16 protein-coding genes and 2 tRNA genes are annotated in these 16,726 nt (G+C 72.8%); 1 reads left to right on the forward strand and 17 read right to left on the reverse strand.

Annotated elements, in window-relative coordinates; all coding sequences use genetic code 11:
• Positions 1 to 96: 96 nt before the first annotated feature.
• The 10 genes from C0216_RS25375 to C0216_RS33940 form a co-directional block, all read right to left on the reverse strand.
• Positions 97 to 846, reverse strand: coding sequence for a hypothetical protein (locus C0216_RS25375; protein WP_114058903.1), 750 nt, complete (start codon positions 844 to 846; stop codon positions 97 to 99).
• A gap of 170 nt (positions 847 to 1,016) precedes the next feature.
• Positions 1,017 to 3,887 carry a leucine--tRNA ligase gene (gene leuS / locus C0216_RS25380; protein ID WP_114057519.1) on the reverse strand — a complete coding sequence of 957 codons (2,871 nt, stop codon included), beginning with the start codon at positions 3,885 to 3,887 and terminating at the stop codon, positions 1,017 to 1,019.
• A 246-nt stretch (positions 3,888 to 4,133) separates the two neighbouring features.
• Positions 4,134 to 4,206: transfer RNA gene (locus C0216_RS25385), tRNA-Ala, on the reverse strand.
• 144 nt (positions 4,207 to 4,350) lie between these two features.
• Positions 4,351 to 4,584 (reverse strand): hypothetical protein, encoded by a 234-nt coding sequence (locus C0216_RS25390; RefSeq protein ID WP_008738908.1) that lies wholly within the window; start codon positions 4,582 to 4,584, stop codon positions 4,351 to 4,353.
• A gap of 145 nt (positions 4,585 to 4,729) precedes the next feature.
• Positions 4,730 to 4,802, reverse strand: a tRNA-Ala gene (locus tag C0216_RS25395).
• 133 nt (positions 4,803 to 4,935) lie between these two features.
• The gene (locus C0216_RS25400) at positions 4,936 to 5,556 is read right to left on the reverse strand and encodes a histidine phosphatase family protein (RefSeq protein WP_114057520.1); all 621 of its coding nucleotides are present in this window, start codon (positions 5,554 to 5,556) and stop codon (positions 4,936 to 4,938) included.
• Between the two features lie 95 nt (positions 5,557 to 5,651).
• Positions 5,652 to 6,098: a ribosome silencing factor gene (gene rsfS, locus C0216_RS25405; RefSeq protein WP_114057521.1), complete on the reverse strand. Its 447-nt coding sequence runs from the start codon at positions 6,096 to 6,098 to the stop codon at positions 5,652 to 5,654.
• A gap of 97 nt (positions 6,099 to 6,195) precedes the next feature.
• Entirely contained in the window at positions 6,196 to 7,965 is a 1,770-nt protein-coding gene (locus tag C0216_RS25410; RefSeq protein ID WP_114057522.1) for an LCP family protein, read from the reverse strand.
• 26 nt (positions 7,966 to 7,991) lie between these two features.
• Complete coding sequence (gene nadD, locus C0216_RS25415) at positions 7,992 to 8,609, reverse strand: nicotinate-nucleotide adenylyltransferase (protein WP_114057523.1); 618 nt, start codon at positions 8,607 to 8,609, stop codon at positions 7,992 to 7,994.
• Between the two features lie 71 nt (positions 8,610 to 8,680).
• Positions 8,681 to 8,848, reverse strand: a complete 168-nt coding sequence (locus C0216_RS33940; RefSeq protein WP_174250456.1) for a hypothetical protein — start codon at positions 8,846 to 8,848, stop codon at positions 8,681 to 8,683.
• A 140-nt stretch (positions 8,849 to 8,988) separates the two neighbouring features.
• Between C0216_RS33940 and C0216_RS25420 the strand changes: the two genes are divergently transcribed.
• Entirely contained in the window at positions 8,989 to 10,092 is a 1,104-nt protein-coding gene (locus C0216_RS25420) for a M48 family metallopeptidase (protein ID WP_114057524.1), read from the forward strand.
• Here the strand turns inward: C0216_RS25420 and C0216_RS25425 are convergent.
• From C0216_RS25425 to C0216_RS25455, 7 genes are all read right to left on the reverse strand, one after another.
• The gene (locus tag C0216_RS25425; protein ID WP_114057525.1) at positions 10,076 to 11,218 is read right to left on the reverse strand and encodes a hypothetical protein; all 1,143 of its coding nucleotides are present in this window, start codon (positions 11,216 to 11,218) and stop codon (positions 10,076 to 10,078) included. The two genes, C0216_RS25420 and C0216_RS25425, sit on opposite strands and share 17 nt — an antisense overlap.
• 66 nt (positions 11,219 to 11,284) lie before the next feature.
• Positions 11,285 to 11,836 carry a hypothetical protein gene (locus tag C0216_RS25430; protein ID WP_246042686.1) on the reverse strand — a complete coding sequence of 184 codons (552 nt, stop codon included), beginning with the start codon at positions 11,834 to 11,836 and terminating at the stop codon, positions 11,285 to 11,287.
• Between the two features lie 77 nt (positions 11,837 to 11,913).
• Complete coding sequence (locus tag C0216_RS25435) at positions 11,914 to 13,191, reverse strand: glutamate-5-semialdehyde dehydrogenase (RefSeq protein WP_114057527.1); 1,278 nt, start codon at positions 13,189 to 13,191, stop codon at positions 11,914 to 11,916.
• A 172-nt stretch (positions 13,192 to 13,363) separates the two neighbouring features.
• Positions 13,364 to 13,798, reverse strand: coding sequence for a hypothetical protein (locus C0216_RS25440; RefSeq protein WP_114057528.1), 435 nt, complete (start codon positions 13,796 to 13,798; stop codon positions 13,364 to 13,366).
• Positions 13,799 to 13,842: 44 nt separating this feature from the next.
• The gene (proB, locus tag C0216_RS25445; RefSeq protein ID WP_114057529.1) at positions 13,843 to 14,970 is read right to left on the reverse strand and encodes a glutamate 5-kinase; all 1,128 of its coding nucleotides are present in this window, start codon (positions 14,968 to 14,970) and stop codon (positions 13,843 to 13,845) included.
• A gap of 142 nt (positions 14,971 to 15,112) precedes the next feature.
• Positions 15,113 to 15,538, reverse strand: coding sequence for a GtrA family protein (locus C0216_RS25450; RefSeq protein WP_114057530.1), 426 nt, complete (start codon positions 15,536 to 15,538; stop codon positions 15,113 to 15,115).
• Entirely contained in the window at positions 15,535 to 16,587 is a 1,053-nt protein-coding gene (locus tag C0216_RS25455; RefSeq protein WP_114057531.1) for a glycosyltransferase family 2 protein, read from the reverse strand. Before C0216_RS25455 ends, C0216_RS25450 begins: the two co-directional genes overlap by 4 nt.
• Positions 16,588 to 16,726: the final 139 nt, after the last annotated feature.

Genomic DNA, 16,726 nt, shown 5'->3' on the forward strand with positions numbered 1-16,726 from the left:
GCGGGCGGGTCGGCAGCCCGACCCCTCCCCACGCGTGGGGAGCGGACGCAACCGCCCGCGCCCGGGACCGTCCACCGGCCCGCGGCCGGGCTCGCCTCAGGTCGTCGTTTCGGGCCGGGTGCTCTTCTGCCACGGGTACTGCGGGGCCGGCGCGGCGGGATCGAGGGCGGGAGTCTGCGAAGCCCCCCGATGTCCGCGCGGGTCCTGCCGCTCCTCGCCCCGGCCGTTCCCCCGCCCGGCCGCCGACCCGGCTGCCGGGCCCGCCGCCGCGTCCCATGCCGCTGCGGCCTCCGCGAGGTCGTCCAGGGGGTCCCGGCGCGAGGCGTAGTCCCGCAGTGCGTCCGACTCGACCTCGATCTGCGCCGACAGGGTCGACAGCTCGTCCTCGGCGAACCGGCGGGCCCGGTCGCGCGCGGCCCACCTCAGGGCGTCCGCGGACTGCGTGATCTTCGCCACCCGCTCCCGCAGGTCGGGCAGGGCCGCGGCGACCCGGGCCCGGTCGGGCTCCTGCTCCAGCCGCTTCAGCTCGTCGTCCAGCTCGTGGCCGTGCGCGCTGAGCCGCTCGAACAGGACGAGCGACTCCTTCAGCGAGGCGTCGGCCCGGGAGCCCTCCCTGAGGGCCTCCTGCGTGGTGCGCATGGACGTCCGCAGGTCCAGCCGCAGCTGGGCGAGCGAGCCGGGCACCCCGACCTGGCCGATGCTCTTCGCCTTGAGCGCGGTGTCCTCCACGGTCCGCTTGGCCTGGGTGATCGTCCGGTCCACGCCGCGCTTCGCCGCGCCGACCGCCTTGACCGTGGCCCAGGCGCCGAGGCCCAGGAGGGCGAACAGCATCACCAAGGTGAACATGATGATCAACGCGCCTGCCTCCACGAGGACCCCTTCCCCTGCCGTTTTCCGTCCCCTCCACCGTAAACGCCGCGGGCAGGTTGGGGGTTCCCATCGAACCCCCAACCTGCCCGTACGGGAAGACCCCGAGCGGCGGCGGACAAGCCGGCCCCAGAGGCCGGCCCCCACCGTCAGACGACGATGTTGACCAGCTTGGGCGCGCGGACGATCACCTTGCGGATCTCGGCCCCGCCCACGGCCGCCACGACCGCCGCGTCGGCGAGCGCCAGCTGCTCCAGGTCGGCCTCGGAGATCGCCGGCGGCACCTCCAGGCGCGCCTTGACCTTGCCCTTGACCTGGACGACGCAGGTGACGGTCTCGTCCACCACATACGCCGGGTCGGCCACCGGGAAGGCCTGGTGCACGACCGAGCCGGTGTGGCCCAGGCGGTGCCACAGCTCCTCCGCGATGTGCGGGGCCAGCGGGGCGACCAGCAGGACCAGCGCCTCGGCGACCGGGCGCTCCAGCGGGCGGCCCGCCTTGGTCAGGAAGTTGTTCAGCTCGGTGATCTTGGCGATGGCGGTGTTGAAGCGCAGGCCCGCCATGTCGGCGCCGGCCCCGTCGATCGCCTTGTGCAGGGCGCGCAGGGTGTCCTCGCCCGGCTCGCCGTCGACGACGGTGACGGCGCCCGTCTCCTCGTCCACGATGTTGCGCCACAGGCGCTGGAGCAGGCGGTACTGGCCGACCACGGCGCGGGTGTCCCACGGCCGCGAGACGTCCAGGGGGCCCATGGCCATCTCGTACAGGCGCAGGGTGTCCGCGCCGTACTCCTCGCAGATCTCGTCGGGCGTGACGGCGTTCTTCAGGGACTTGCCCATCTTGCCGTGCTCGCGCCTGACCGGCCGGCCCTCGAAGAAGTAGCCGCCGTCGCGCTCCTCGACCTCGGCCGCCGGGACGTACACGCCGCGCTCGTCGGTGTACGCGTACGCCTGGATCATGCCCTGGTTGAACAGCTTGTGGAACGGCTCCGCCGAGGAGACGTGGCCCAGGTCGAACAGCACCTTCGACCAGAAGCGGGCGTAGAGCAGGTGCAGCACGGCGTGCTCGGCGCCGCCGACGTACAGGTCGACGCCGCCGTGCGGCGCGCCCTCGCGCGGGCCCATCCAGTACTGCTCGATCTCCGGGTCGACCAGGGCCTCGCTGTTGTGCGGGTCCAGGTAGCGCAGCTCGTACCAGCAGGAGCCGGCCCAGTTGGGCATGGTGTTGGTCTCGCGCCGGTAGGAGCGCACGCCGCGGCCGTCGCCCAGGTCCAGCTCGACGTTGACCCAGGCCTCGTTGCGGGACAGCGGGGTCTCGGGCTGGGAGGCGGCGTCGTCGGGCTCGAAGGTGCGCGGCGAGTAGTCCTCGACCTCGGGCAGCTCCAGCGGCAGCATCGACTCGGGCAGGGGGTGCGCGACGCCGTCCTCGTCGTAGACGATCGGGAACGGCTCGCCCCAGTACCGCTGGCGGCTGAACAGCCAGTCGCGCAGGCGGAAGTTGACGGTGCCCTCGCCGATGCCCCGCTCGGTCAGCCAGGCGGTGATGGCGGCCTTCGCCTCGACGACGCCCATGCCGTCCAGCGAGATGCCCTCGCCGGCCGAGTTGACGATGGTGCCGTCGTACGAGGTGAACGCGTCCTCCCACTCGGCGGGGTCGGCGTCGCGGCCGTCGGAGGGCTCGACGACGCAGCGGATCGGCAGCTCGAAGGCCTGCGCGAAGGCGAAGTCGCGTGAGTCGTGTGCCGGGACGGCCATGATCGCGCCGGTGCCGTAGCCCATCAGCACGTAGTCGGCGATGAAGACGGGGACCGGGTCGCCGCTGACCGGGTTGACGGCGTACGCGCCGGTGAAGACGCCGGTCTTGTCCTTGGCCTCGGCCTGGCGCTCGACGTCCGACTTGGCGGCGGCCTGCTTGCGGTAGGAGTCCACGGCCTCGGACGGGGTCGCCGAGCCGCCGGTCCACACCTGGCGGGTGCCCTCGGGCCACTCGGCCGGGACGATCTTCTCGACGAGCGGGTGCTCGGGCGCCAGCACCATGTAGGTGGCGCCGAACAGGGTGTCGGGGCGGGTGGTGAAGACGGTGACGGTGCCGTCGCCGACGGCGAAGTCGACGCGGGCGCCCTCGGAGCGGCCGATCCAGTTCCGCTGCTGCAGCTTGATGGCCTCGGGCCAGTCCAGCGCGTCCAGGTCGTCCAGCAGCCGGTCGGCGTACGCGGTGATCCGCATGTTCCACTGGCTCAGCTTGGCCTTGAAGACGGGGAAGTTGCCGCGCTCGGAACGGCCGTCGGCGGTGACCTCCTCGTTGGCCAGGACGGTGCCCAGGCCGGGGCACCAGTTCACGGGGGCGTCCGAGGCGTACGCCAGCCGGAAGTCGTTCAGGACCGCGGACCGCTCGGCGGCGTCCAGCTCGGCCCAGGCGCGGCCGCCGGGGACCTCACGGCTGCCGTCCTCGAAGGCGGCGACCAGCTCGGCGATGGGGCGGGCCTTCTTCGCGTCGGCGTCGTACCAGGCGTTGTAGATCTGCAGGAAGATCCACTGGGTCCACTTGTAGTAGTCCGGGTCGATCGTGGCGAAGGAGCGGCGCTTGTCGTGGCCGAGGCCCAGGCGGCGCAGCTGCTTCTTCATGTTCTCGATGTTCGCCTCGGTGGACACGCGCGGGTGCGTGCCGGTCTGCACGGCGTACTGCTCCGCCGGCAGGCCGAAGGCGTCGAAGCCCAGGGTGTGCAGGACGTTGTGGCCGCTCATCCGCTGGTGGCGGGCGTAGACGTCGGTCGCGATGTAGCCCAGCGGGTGGCCGACGTGCAGGCCGGCACCGGAGGGGTAGGGGAACATGTCCATGATGAACTTCTTGGGGCGCGCGACGGCCTCGGCGTCCCCGGCCAGGTCGCCGACGGGGTTCGGGGCCTCGTAGGTGCCCTGCGCGTCCCAGACGTCCTGCCAGCGTGCCTCGATGTCGGCGGCCATGGCGGCCGTGTAACGGTGCGCCTCGGCCGCCTCGGCGGCCGGGGTGTTCGTCTCGCTCATGTCTTCGGAAGCTCCATCGATCGTCTCTGCCGTCTCTGCCTGCCCAAACGAAAAAACCCCTCGCACAGGAGGGGGAGCCGCGCCGATGCCGACCATCGCGGGGTCGGCCCTGATCAGCGCGGCTCGGTAAGCAGAAGGCGTACGGCACGCATGGCGCCAGGGTACCGCAGCGGTCCCGGCGGCCGCTCGGGCGTTCCGCACAACGAGAAGCGGGCCACCCGATCCGGGTGGCCCGCTTCCGTACTGTGGAGCTAAGGAGAATTGAACTCCTGACCTCTTGCATGCCATGCAAGCGCTCTACCAACTGAGCTATAGCCCCTTGCTTCTCTGCCGCCGGGCCCCTTCTCGGTTTCCCTTGCCGGTTCCCCCTGGCGACACCCAGAACATTACACGGTTCCGGGCCAGGTCCAAAAACGAGATTCCGAGCCGGTCGACATGTCCATCTTTGCCCGTTTTGCGGCATCTAGGCCCGGGCGAACTGGTAGAAGCGCTTGAGCGTGCAGTGCTCGTCGAGGAGCCGGCCGTAGATCGGCTCGCCCTCCAGCTCGCGGTACGTCTCGATGGGGTCGCCCTTGATGATCAGCGCCCGTGCGCATTCCTCGCACCAGTACTGGTAGTCGGGGTTGACCGGGTCCATGTCCCGCACGATCGGCGTGCCGTTGTTGCACCAGTCGCACCGGCGCCGGTGTGCACCCATCCGTCAGCGACTCCCTCCCGCGTCGGGCCGTCGACTCCCCCTCCGGCCGTCCGATTCTGCCACGCGGGCGCGCGGCAGGTCAGCAAGCGCAGGCAAGGGGCAAACGCAAGGATCCCGCCCCCTGTTGGGGACGGGATCCTGATTGTGGAGCTAAGGAGAATTGAACTCCTGACCTCTTGCATGCCATGCAAGCGCTCTACCAACTGAGCTATAGCCCCGCTCTCCGCCTCGCTCCCCCGTTTCCGGTGTTCCGCGCTGCGAACAAGAAGAACTTTAGCCGCGACCAGCCGGAAAGTGAAATCCGGGCCGGGGGCGCCTCTGAGACGGGCTCAGACGGGCCCCCTGCGGAGCTCAGTCGTCGTCGCCGAGCACGGGTTCCGGCAGCGTGCCGGCGTTGTGCTCGAGCAGGCGCCAGCCGCGGGCGCCCTCCCCCAGGACGGACCAGCAGCAGTTGGAGAGCCCGCCGAGGCTCTCCCAGTCGTGCGGCTGCAGGCCGAGCAGCCGGCCGATCGTCGTGCGGATGGTGCCGCCGTGGCTGACCACCACCAGCGTGCCGCCCTCCGGCAGCCGCCCGGCGTGCTCCAGCACCACCGGGGCCGCCCGGTCGGCGACCTCGGTCTCCAGCTCGCCGCCGCCGCGGCGCACGGGCTCGCCGCGCTTCCACGCGGCGTACTGCTCGCCGTGCTTGGCGAGGATCTCGTCGTGGGTCAGGCCCTGCCACTCGCCGGCGTACGTCTCGCGCAGCGCGGCGGTGCGGGCGACGGGCAGTCCCGTGACGGCGGCCAGCTCCGCCGCCGTGCGGGAGGCCCGCTGGAGGTCCGAGGCCACGATGGCGTCCGGCCCCAGGGAGGCCAGCAGGCGGGCGGCGCGGCGGGCCTGCGCCATACCGGTCTCGGTCAGCGGGATGTCCGTGGAGCCCTGGAAGCGGCGCTCCAGGTTCCAGGCCGTCTGGCCGTGCCGCCACAGGACGATCTTCCGGCCGGTCCGGGCCGGCCGCCCGGGGGCCGTGCCGGCGGCGGCCGCCGGCTGCTGCTGGTCCGGGCCCTTGCCCGGCTGCGTGCTCGCGCTCAGAACAGATCACCGTCCAGGTCGTCGTCGCCCTGCGCCTCGCGCAGCTTGGCGTACTCCTCGGCCTTGCCCTTCGTCAGCTTGGCGTCCTCGGGGAGTTCGATCTCGGGGCAGTCCTTCCACAGGCGCTCCAGCGCGTAGAAGACCCGCTCCTCGCTGTGCTGCACGTGGACGACGATGTCGACGTAGTCGAGCAGGATCCAGCGGGCGTCGCGGTCGCCCTCGCGGCGTACCGGCTTGGCGCCGAGCTCCTTGAGGAGGCGCTCCTCGATCTCGTCGACGATGGACTTGACCTGGCGGTCGTTGGGCGCCGAGGCGAGCAGGAAGGCGTCGGTGATCGACAGCACGTCGCTGACGTCGTACGCGATGATGTCGTGCGCGAGCCGGTCGGCCGCCGCCTGGGCGGCGGTGGTGATGAGCTCGATGGAGCGGTCCGTGGCGGTCACTGGCCATGCTTTCGGGTCGGCGGGCAGATCCCTACAAGGGTCTCATGTGCCGCCGACGCCGCCCGCGCCGTGCTTCCGGCCGCCGGCCGGAAGCACGTCAGGAGGGCTTCCAGTCCCTGCCCAGCGTCACGACGATGTCGGCGTTGACCGGGTTCTCGCCCTTCTTCACCGCCGTCTCCGGCAGCCCCAGCGTCTTGGCGACCTCGACGGCCCGGGGCCGCTGGGCGTCGTCCTGGTAGGTGACCTGGGTCGCGGACTGCTGCCGGTCCGCCTTGCCGCCGTCGACGAAGGTGTAGCCGCCGTTGAGGAGGGCGGCCCTGGCCGCGACCTGCGCCTTGGCGTCGCCGGTGGCGTCCCGCAGGCCCACGCGCGGCGCGGCGCCGGGCTGCGCGGCGGTGAAGCTGCCGCCGAGCACCTCCTTGACCACGGTCCGGTTGGCCTCGTCCGTGAGCGAGCCGTCGGGCTTCACGCCGAGTACGTCGGTGCGGTACGCGGACCGCCCCTCCTTGGCGTGCTCGCCCAGCCTGGCCAGCATCGCGCCGAGGGTCTCGGCGCTCAGGGACGGGTCGAGGATCTGTCCCATGCTCTCCACGGTCGTCGTGGCCGACTGCGCGTCGCCGGGGATCTTGCGCAGCACCCCATACAGCACCTGCCCGAGGCGCTCCAGCTGCTCGGCCTCCGGCTCGCCGGGGGCGCGGTGGGTGGCGTACGCGACGGCCATGGCGCCGCTCAGGTGCTGCTTCGCGCCCTGCCCCACGGCGGGGATCTTGGCGGCGTCGTCGGCCGGGATCGCGGTGTCGGTGTCGGCCTCGATGCCGCCGACGAGCTCGACGAGGTTGTCCAGGAACGGCGTGTCCAGGCGCCAGGTGCCGCCGATGCCGGTGCCGAGCACCGAGTCGAGGGACTCGCGCACGCCGAGGCCGCCCTTCTCGACGGCCTTGCCCAGGGGGGTGGCGGTGCCGTCGTCCCCGGTGACGCCGAGGGTGTTGGGCAGCAGGACGGTGGCGCCCCGGCCCGTCGTGACGTTGTCCACGAGCAGGGCGGTGGAGGTGCCGCCCTTCTTCGTGTTGTGGACATGCACGACGATCATGTCGCGCTTCTGGGGCCCGGCGGCGGTGGCGGTGCCCTTGCCGTCGGCCCCGCCGAGGAAGGGCAGCATGCCCGCCCACCAGAGGTAGCCCGCGCCCGCGACCGCGAGGAGCGCGAGGACGGCGGTCAGGGCGACGACGCGGTTGCGGCCGCGGCGGCGGGCCTCCTCGCGGCGCTCGGTGCGGCTCTCGGTGAACTTGAGCCAGTCGATGACGTCGTCGGAGTCCTCGTCCGGCTGGTCGAGGAACGCGAACTGCTCCGTCCGGTAGCCGGCGCCGCCGCCGTCCCCGGCACCGCCTGCGTCCGCGCCGTCTGCCGCCCGGCGCGGCTCCGGGACCTGGGCGGTGTGCGGCGCTGCGGCGGCGGAGGCGGCCGGGGGCTGGGGGGCGGCCGCGGGCTGGGGGGCGGGCTGCTGGTGCGGGATCCACTGCTCGCGCAGTTGCTGCTGGTGCGCGTCCTGGCCGTACGTACCGGCCGCGGGGTACTGCTGGGGGGCGTACTGCGGGGGCGCGTACTGCTGGGGCTGCGCCGGGTAGTGCTGCTGTCCGCCGTACGAGGGGGTGCCGCCGTAGGCCGGGTCCGCGCCGTGGACGGGGTCCGGTCCGTGGTGCGGGCCCGGTCCGTGGCCGGGGTCCGCGTACCCGGTGCCCGGGTCGTGGTGGTGTGCCTGCGGGGCGGCGGGCGCGGGGCCGTACACCGGGCGCCCGTACGCGTCGTAGCCGATGAGCTGCTGCTCCCGGGCTCCGTACGGGTCGTACGGCTCCTGTCGGTCGTTCACCGCGGGCCCCTCTCGTCGCCGGGAGCTCAGGCTCCCCGGTACAGCTCACGCTTGTCGATGTAGCGCACCACACCGTCCGGCACCAGATACCAGACCGGGTCGCCCTGGGCCACGCGCGTGCGGCAGTCGGTGGAGGAGATGGCCAGGGCGGGCACCTCGACGAGGGAGACGCCGCCTTCGGGCAGGCCGTCGTCGGAGAGGGCGTGGCCGGGCCGGGTCACCCCGATGAAGTGGGCGAGGGAGAAGAGCTCGTCGGCGTTGCGCCAGGTGAGGATCTGCGCGAGGGCGTCGGCGCCGGTGATGAAGAAGAGGTCGGCGTCCTGGTTGAGCGCGCTGAGGTCGCGGAGGGTGTCGATCGTGTACGTCGGCCCGCCGCGGTCGATGTCGATGCGGCTCACCGAGAACTGCGGGTTGGACGCCGTCGCGATGACGGTCATGAGGTAGCGGTCCTCGGCGGGCGACACGGCCCGGTGAGACTTCTGCCAGGGCTCGCCCGTCGGTACGAAGACCACCTCGTCGAGGTGGAACAGGGCGGCCACTTCACTGGCGGCCACCAGGTGTCCGTGGTGGATCGGGTCGAATGTCCCGCCCATCACGCCGAGCCGGCGCTTGACCGGGCCGGTAGGCGTCTCCTGCTCTCCCATGAGCGCAGAGCCTACTGGCCCGGCCGGCTGCCGCGGACCGGGGTCGGGCGCGTGCGCGCCCGCGGGGCGGTTCAGCGGTCGCGGTTCAGGCGCGTGGTGACCCAGAGCATCAGGAGCAGGATGACGAGCGCGGCGCCGCCGGTGAGGTACGGGTTGAGGCTGTCGTGGTTGCCGCCGTGCTGCTCGGCCCCCTCCGAGGCGAGGAGAACCAGGGAGTGGGCGGTTGAAGTGAGGCTCATCAGGGGGTACCTATCGAGTCGGGGAGCGGGCGGAGATCTCGCTCACATCGTATGCGGGGGCCTGGGGCACGCTCACGCCGACTCAGGCGTTGGAGAGGATAGACGCACGTGCATCCAGGTCCGATCGAGGGGGAGGCGTCATGAGCGGGACGGTTTTCGAGAAGGTGCCGGCGCGCGACCGCAAGAGGTTCGAAGGCATTTCGTCGCGGGCGTACGAGCACCCGGCGGACCGGTCCGCCCTGGTGGCGCTCCGCAAGCTGAGCGGGTTCGACACGGTGTTCAAGGCGCTGAGCGGGCTGCTGCCGGAGCGCAGCCTGCGGCTGCTGTTCCTGTCGGACTCGGTGCGGGTGGGCGAGACGCAGTTCCCGCACCTGCACGAGATGCTCCGGGACGCCTGCTACATCCTGGACCTGGAGAAGGTCCCGCAGATGTACGTCCAGCAGGACCCGAAGCCGAATGCCATGTGCATCGGGCTGGACGAGCCGATCATCGTGGTGACCACGGCCCTGGTGGAGCTCCTGGACGAGGAGGAGATGCGGGCGGTCGTGGGCCACGAGGTGGGGCACGCGCTGTCGGGCCACTCGGTGTACCGCACGGTGCTGCTGTTCCTGACGAACCTCGCGCTGAAGGTGGCCTGGATCCCGCTGGGCACGGTGGCGATCTCCGCGATCGTGACGGCGCTGCGGGAGTGGTTCCGCAAGTCGGAGCTGTCGGCGGACCGGGCGGGCCTGCTGGTCGGGCAGGACGTGAACGCCTCGATGCGCGGCCTGATGAAGATCGCGGGCGGCAACCACCTGCACGAGATGAACGTGGACGCCTTCCTCGCCCAGGCCGAGGAGTACGAGTCGAGCGGCGACCTGCGGGACTCCGTCCTGAAGATCCTCAACATGCTGCCGCGGACGCACCCCTTCACCGCGGTGCGGGCGGCCGAGCTGAAGAAGTGGTCGCAGAGCCGGGACTACCAGCGGATCATGGACGGCCACTACCCGAAGCGCGACGAGGACAAGGACGCCTCGGTGGCGGACTCCTTCCGGCAGTCGGCCGCGCACTACGCGGACTCGGTGCGCACGAGCCGGGATCCGCTGATGAAGCTGGTGGGCGGCATCGCGGGCGGGACGGCCGACCTGGGCGGCCGGCTGCGGGACAAGTTCACCGGCGCGGCCGGCTCCGGGGCGGCGTCCGCCTCCGGTCCGGCGGGCGCGGCCGGCGGCGAGGCCGGGGAGGGCGCTACGGGGCGGGGCTGACGGGCGGCGCCGCCGAATCGGCCGGCGCCATCACGCCGCACAGGCCGCCGGTGCGCCGCGGTCGGCCCGCGGCGTACGGGTCACTCGCGGCCGGGCCCACGGTGGTGGGCCCGGTGCCGGCCGGGAGCGGGCGGAAGGCGCCGGCCGGGTCGGCGGAGCAGGCCTGGGGGCCGGCCAGCACATAGGCCGACACCAGTTCCGTCCGCCGGGCGGCGAGGTCCTCCAGGTCGAAACGGAAGCGCAGTTCGCGGCGGACCGTGAAGAGGGAGGCCTCGCCGGAGGCCGGCTGCGCCGCCGCGGCGGGCCGTACGGCGTACACGAAGGTGTGGTCGGCAGTGACCTCCAGGACCTCCGGGGAGGCCTCCTCGTAGGCGAGCGTGCCGTGGACGCGGACCCGCGGGTCGGCGACGGCGGTGCCCCGGTCGAAGCGGACCAGCCAGCCCGTGGCGGCGTGCCGCCCGTCGCCGGAGGGCGAGGCCATGCTGCGGTCGAACTGCTCCAGCTGGTCCGGGTCGAGCAGCGCCCGGACGGGCCGGGTGGCCGCGCCCGCGAGGACGTCCGGGTCGAGTGAGGACTGCACGAGGTAGTCCTTGGCGGTGGACAGGGCGGTGACGACCTGCCCGTCGGTGAAGTGTGCGGTGCGCCGGACGGCCGGCATGGTGATCCCGGCCGCCCCGGTGCGGAATGCGGCGGCCGGGCCCTGCCCGAACAGGTCGGCGGGCTGCCCGCCGGGCACCGCGACGGCCGGGGCCAGCGGGACGACGGTGCTGGTCAGCGGCTCGGTCCTGATCTGCGCCCGGGGCGCGGCGGGGTTGCTCAGCCCCATGTACACGGCCGCGGCGAAGGCCGCCGCGATGAGCAGGACGAGCAGCATGCCCTGGCGGGCGGCGCGGCCCGGGGTGCCGGTCCGGGGCTTGGCGGGGCCGCTGCCCGACCAGATGGAGCGGCTGCGGACGGCCCGTGCGTGCTCGCCCATTCGCTCCTGCGCGGAGAACTCCTGGAGGCGGGCAGCGCGGACGAAGTCCTCGTCGAACACGACCGACCGGTACTCGTCCGGGCGGAGCTCGTCGTCACCCCCGCCGATGCCGTCGGGGGGTCCGTCGGGTGGATCTGCCGGCGCGGCCATTGCTTCTCCCCGCTGTCACCGGTCCAGAGAAGCCCCCTGCCCGCGTGGCGGAGCGGGGCCGTACCTTCAGGGTTGGCGGCCGGCGGGTTCCATAAACGCCCCGGCGCCGGTGACTTCCCTGAGCGGGGTGCTGGAGGGGGCCGGGGCGGGCTCGGAGCCGCCGGAGGCGCTGCGGTAGACGGCGCTGAAGGCGAGCGCGACCATGCCGAGGCCCATCACGAAGGCGAGGACCCAGGCGACGGGGCGGAGCCACGGGGAGCGCCCGCGGTAGGGGCGCAGGCTGCCGCCGTAGGTGCCGTAGGGCCCTTCGGGGTAGCCGTGGGCGTAGTGGTGCTCCCAGCCGGGCTCGTCGATGCCGTAGCCGCCGGGGCGGCCGTAGCCGTACCCGTCGTGGTCGTCGTCGGAGGTCCAGCCGCCCGCGACGGCCCGCGCGGCCTCCGCCTCGGCGCGGGCGCGGTCGGCGGCCCGCTGCCGCTCGGCGGCGCTGGGTTCATGGAGCTCCGCGCTCCGGACGAAGTCCTCGTCGAGCACCACGGCGGCGAAGTCGAACTCAACGCCTCCGCGGTCGTCGTCGGGCTCCCCGTCGTCCGGGTACCTGCCCCCCACGTCGTCCGGCACGGGACCAGCGTAGACCTGGGGGGCCGCTTTGGGCAGGGTGTCCGCCGAAATCCGGCCACTCCGTGTTGGGCGAGCGGTTACCGTACGTGGCCGTCACCGGTGACGATGTACTTGGTGGAGGTCAGTTCGGGCAGGCCCATCGGGCCCCTGGCGTGCAGCTTCTGGGTGGAGATGCCGATCTCGGCACCGAAGCCGAACTGGCCACCGTCCGTGAACCGGGTGGAGGCGTTCACGGCGACGGTGGTGGAGTCGACCAGCTGGGTGAAGCGGCGGGCGGCGGCCTGCGAGGTGGTGACGATCGCCTCCGTGTGGCCGGAGGTCCAGCGGCGGATGTGGTCGACGGCGTCGTCGAGGGAGTCGACGACGCCGGCGGCGATGTCGTAGGAGAGGTACTCGGCGGCCCAGTCCTCGTCGGTGGCGGGCACGGCGGTGGCCTTCGAGCCCTCGGCGGCGGCGAGGACGCGCGCGTCGCCGTGGACGGTGACGCCGGCGTCGGCGAGGGCGTCGAGGGCGCGCGGCAGGAAGGCGTCGGCGATGTCGCGGTGGACGAGGAGCGTCTCGGCGGCGTTGCAGACGGAGGGGCGCTGCGCCTTGGAGTTGACGAGGATCTCCACGGCCATGTCGAGGTCGGCCTGCGCGTCCACGTAGACGTGGCAGTTGCCGGTACCGGTCTCGATGACCGGGACGGTGGACTCCTCCACGACGGTCTTGATGAGGGAGGCCCCGCCGCGCGGGATGAGGACGTCGACGAGGCCGCGGGCGCGCATCAGCTCGCGGACGGAGTCGCGGGACTCGCCGGGGACGAGCTGGACCGCGTCGGCGGGCAGGCCGGCGGACTCGACGGCGTCGCGGAGGATGGCGACGAGCGCGGTGTTGGAGGCGTAGGCGGAGGAGCTGCCGCGCAGCAGGACGGCGTTGCCTGACTTGAGGCAGAGCGCGGCGGCGTCGACGGTGACGTTGGGCCGGGCCTCGTAGATGATGCCGACCACGCCGAGCGGGACGCGGATCTGCCGCAGGTCGATGCCGTTGGGGAGGGTGGAGCCGCGGACGACCTCGCCGACGGGGTCGGGGAGGGCGGCGACGTCGCGGACGTCGGAGGCGATGGCGCGGATCCGCTCCGGGGTGAGGGTGAGGCGGTCGATGACGGTCTCGCTGGTGCCGGCGGCGCGCGCCTTGTCGGTGTCGACGGCGTTCGCGGCGGTGATCTCGGCGGTACGGGCCTCCAGGGCGTCCGCAATGGCCAGGAGCGCGGTGTCCTTGGCGGACCGCGGGAGCGGGGCGACGGCCGCGGCGGCGGTGCGGGCGCGGCGGGCGGCGGCGAGGACGGGCGAGGCCGTGGCATCGAGCGAGGTCATGCCGCCCAGGGTAGTCCCCGGCGCGGCCCGCCCGGCCGGCCCTCCCACCCCGCGAGACGCGGGGCGGACCGGGCCCTCCCGGCCGCGTCCCCAGCCGTGCGTACCGCCGCCCGCACCGGGCGGGTGCGGTGCGGCGGGACGCTCGGCGGGACGGCGGGCGGCGGTCGCCCGCTCAGTACGGGTGGACGCCCACCGGGTGCGCGGGCGGCGGTCCGTAGCCTTCCGCCACGCGGAGGTGGTAGGTCGCCCGGTCGATGACCTCCAGGCCGACGATCTCCCAGGCGGGGAGCCGGGCGGTGGAGCGGTGCTCGCCCCACAGCCGCAGCGCCACGGCGGCCGCATCGTGGAGGTCGCGGGCCTCCTCCCAGTACCGGATCTCGGCGTGGTCGTCGGCGTATCTGCTGGTCAGCAGGAAGGGGTGGTCGTGGGCCAGCTGCTCCAGGCCGCGCCGCACCTCGGACAGCGGCGCCGGCTTGCCGGAGACGCTCAGGGTGACGTGCCAGAGGCGGGAGGCCTCGGCCGGCTCGTCCCCGCCGCCGTTGATGCTGGTCAGCGCTCGTCTCACCAGCCGCCTCCTGTCTGCACCACGCGTTGTCGGGCCTTTCACAGTTGACCAGCCCGCGGGCCGCCGCGCGGCTGTTTTGCCGAACCTCAGCCCTGCAGCAGGACCAGATCGTCCCTGTGGATGACCTCGCGCTCGTACTCGGGACCGAGTTCCCGGGCAAGTTCGCGGGTCGAGCGGCCGAGAAGCCGCGGCAGCTCCTTCGCGTCGAAGTTGACGAGGCCGCGCGCGACGGCCCGTCCGTCGGGGCCCCGCAGCTCGACCGGGTCGCCGGCGGTGAAGTCGCCCTCGACGGCCGCGATGCCGGCGGGCAGCAGGGAGCTGCCGCGCTCGGTGACGGCGCGGACGGCGCCCTCGTCGAGGACGAGGTGCCCCTGGGGCGTCGAGGCGTGCTGGAGCCAGAGCAGCCGGTTGGCGGAGCGGCGGCCGGTGGCGTGGAAGTGGGTGCCGGTCTCGCGGCCGGCGAGCGCGTCGGCGGCGTGGCTGGCGGAGGTGAGGACGACGGGGATCCCCGCGGCGGCGGCGATGCGCGCGGCCTCGACCTTGGTGACCATGCCGCCGGTGCCCACGCCGGCCTTGCCGGCGCTGCCGATGGAGACGTGCGCGATGTCCTGCGGGCCGCGGACCTGGTCGATGCGGCTGGTGCCGGGCAGCGAGGGGTCGCCGTCGTAGAGGCCGTCGACGTCGGAGAGCAGGACGAGGAGGTCGGCGCGGACGAGGTGGGCGACGAGCGCGGCGAGGCGGTCGTTGTCGCCGAAGCGGATCTCGTCCGTGGCGACGGTGTCGTTCTCGTTGACGACCGGCAGGGCGCCCATGGCGAGCAGCTGGTCGAGTGTGCGGTAGGCGTTGCGGTAGTGCGCGCGCCGGCTGGTGTCGTCGGTGGTGAGCAGGACCTGGCCGACGCGGACGCCGTAGCGGGCGAAGGAGGCGGTGTAGCGGGCGACGAGGAGGCCCTGGCCGACGCTGGCGGCGGCCTGCTGCCGGGCGAGGTCGGTGGGGCGGCGGCGCAGGCCGAGCGGGGCGAGGCCGGCGGCGATGGCGCCGCTGGAGACGAGGACGATCTCCTTCTCGCCGCCGCTGCGGGCCTTGGCCAGTACGTCGACCAGTGCGTCCACCCGGTCGGCGTCCAGTCCGCCGGCCGCGGTGGTCAGGGAGGAGGAGCCGACCTTGACCACGATCCTGCGGGCGTCGACGACGCCCTGCCTAGCCGCTGACACGTGTGTCCCCTTGCCCCTCGCCTTGCCGGTACGTCTGTCATCTCAATCTACGGGGTGCGCGGAGGCCGCCGCTCCGGGGTTTCGGAGGGTGGACGGCGGCCTCCGGCCGCGCCGCGGTCTGCGGGGTCGGCGGGGTTCGGGGTCAGCGGGGTTCGGGGCAGCTGCCGGCCGGCTCCGGCTGCCCGGCGGCTGCGCGGCCGCCGGGGACGAGGATCTTCCGGGAGAGCAGGAACGTGAAGGGGATGGCGGCGACGGCCGCGACGAGCGGGGCGATCCGGGTGTCCATGCCGGCCCAGGCCACGAGGGCGTAGAGGCCCGCCGACTGGATCACGTAGTTGGTGACGTTCGTCAGCGGGAAGAGGAGGAACTTCCTCCAGCTCGGCCGGGTCCGGTAGGTGAAGTAGGTGTTCATGAAGAACGAGCCGACCATCGCCAGCAGGAAGGCCAGGGTGTAGGCGAGGAAGTACGGCATCCACGGGTGCAGGAGCAGGTAGATCCCGAAGAAGGTGCCGGTGTTGACGGCGCCGACGAGCGCGAAGCGGAAGATCTGGCCGAGGTGGTCTCTCACGTGCGGGGCACCTCCCCGTCCGCGGTGAGGGGCGCCGGTCCGGCCGCCGCGGGTCCGCCGCGCTCGCGCTCGGCGCGCAGCACCGCGGCGGCAGCGGCGGCAGCGGCCGGGCGCGGCCGGACGTCGGCGCCGTGGGACTCCTTCACGAGGAAGTGGGGGCGGCGCTTGGTCTCGTAGTAGATGCGCCCGATGTACTCGCCGATCAGCCCCAGCATGACCATCTGTACGCCGCCGATGCCCACGATGATCGCGACGAGGGTGACGTAGCCCGGCGCGTCCACGCCGCGCGTCATGGCCGCGACCGCCACCCACAGGGCGTACACGGCGGTCAGCGCCACCAGCGACGCGCCCGCCCAGATGCCGATGCGCAGCGGCCGGCTGTTGAAGGAGATCAGCCCGTCCATGGCGTAGTTCAGCAGGGAGCCGAACCTCCACTTGGTCTCCCCCGCCTCCCGCCGGGCGTTGCGGTAGTCGAAGTGGACGGTGTCGAAGCCGATCCAGGAGAAGAGGCCCTTGGAGAAGCGGTTGTACTCCGGCAGCGACAGCAGCGCGTCCACGGCGGACCGCGACAGCATCCGGAAGTCGCCCACGCCGTCGGTGAGTTCGACGTCGACCCAGCGGTTGACGCCGCGGTAGTAGAGGCGGCTGAGGGCGGAGCGGAGCCGCTTGTCGCCCTCGCGGTTGCGGCGGGCGATGATCTGGTCGTGGCCCTGCCGGTGGTAGTCGAGCATGGTGGCGATGAGCTCCGGCGGGTGCTGGAGGTCCGCGTCCATGATCACGACGGCGTCGCCGGAGGCCTCGCGCAGGCCGGCGAGCATGCCGGCCTCCTTGCCGAAGTTCCGGCTGAAGGAGACGTAGCGGGTGGAGTCCGCGTACTCGGCCGCGATCTTGCGGAGTTTGCCGAGGGTTCCGTCGCGGCTGCCGTCGTCCACATAGCAGACCTCGTACTCGACCGGCAGGGAGTCCAGCACTCTGCGGATCTCCCGGTCGAAGCTGTCGATCACGGCTTCTTCGTTGTAGCAGGGAACCACTACGGACAGCTTCGTCATGAACACTTCCTGCGGGGGTCCGAACGGGTGAGGGACGACCACCGGACCAGCCACGCGCCTTTCCTCAAAAGTATGCACGCCGAGGGTCGGCCTGCCTGAGATCCCTGCGGCACACGGTAGCTTTGACGGGTTAAGCGGA

The sequence above is a fragment of the Streptomyces globosus genome (assembly GCF_003325375.1).
In the GTDB taxonomy this organism is placed as follows: domain Bacteria; phylum Actinomycetota; class Actinomycetes; order Streptomycetales; family Streptomycetaceae; genus Streptomyces; species Streptomyces globosus_A.

Bases quoted from the DNA above. Each gene is read 5' to 3' on its own strand.
- C0216_RS33940 (WP_174250456.1), bottom strand. From the start codon at position 8,848: ATGAGCCTCACTTCAACCGCCCACTCCCTGGTTCTCCTCGCCTCGGAG.
- C0216_RS25455 (WP_114057531.1), bottom strand. From the start codon at position 16,587: ATGACGAAGCTGTCCGTAGTGGTTCCCTGCTACAACGAAGAAGCCGTG.
- C0216_RS25425 (WP_114057525.1), bottom strand. From the start codon at position 11,218: ATGGCCGCGCCGGCAGATCCACCCGACGGACCCCCCGACGGCATCGGC.
- C0216_RS25435 (WP_114057527.1), bottom strand. From the start codon at position 13,191: ATGACCTCGCTCGATGCCACGGCCTCGCCCGTCCTCGCCGCCGCCCGC.
- leuS (WP_114057519.1), bottom strand. From the start codon at position 3,887: ATGAGCGAGACGAACACCCCGGCCGCCGAGGCGGCCGAGGCGCACCGT.
- C0216_RS25420 (WP_114057524.1), top strand. From the start codon at position 8,989: ATGAGCGGGACGGTTTTCGAGAAGGTGCCGGCGCGCGACCGCAAGAGG.
- C0216_RS25375 (WP_114058903.1), bottom strand. From the start codon at position 846: ATGTTCACCTTGGTGATGCTGTTCGCCCTCCTGGGCCTCGGCGCCTGG.
- C0216_RS25390 (WP_008738908.1), bottom strand. From the start codon at position 4,584: ATGGGTGCACACCGGCGCCGGTGCGACTGGTGCAACAACGGCACGCCG.
- nadD (WP_114057523.1), bottom strand. From the start codon at position 8,609: ATGGGAGAGCAGGAGACGCCTACCGGCCCGGTCAAGCGCCGGCTCGGC.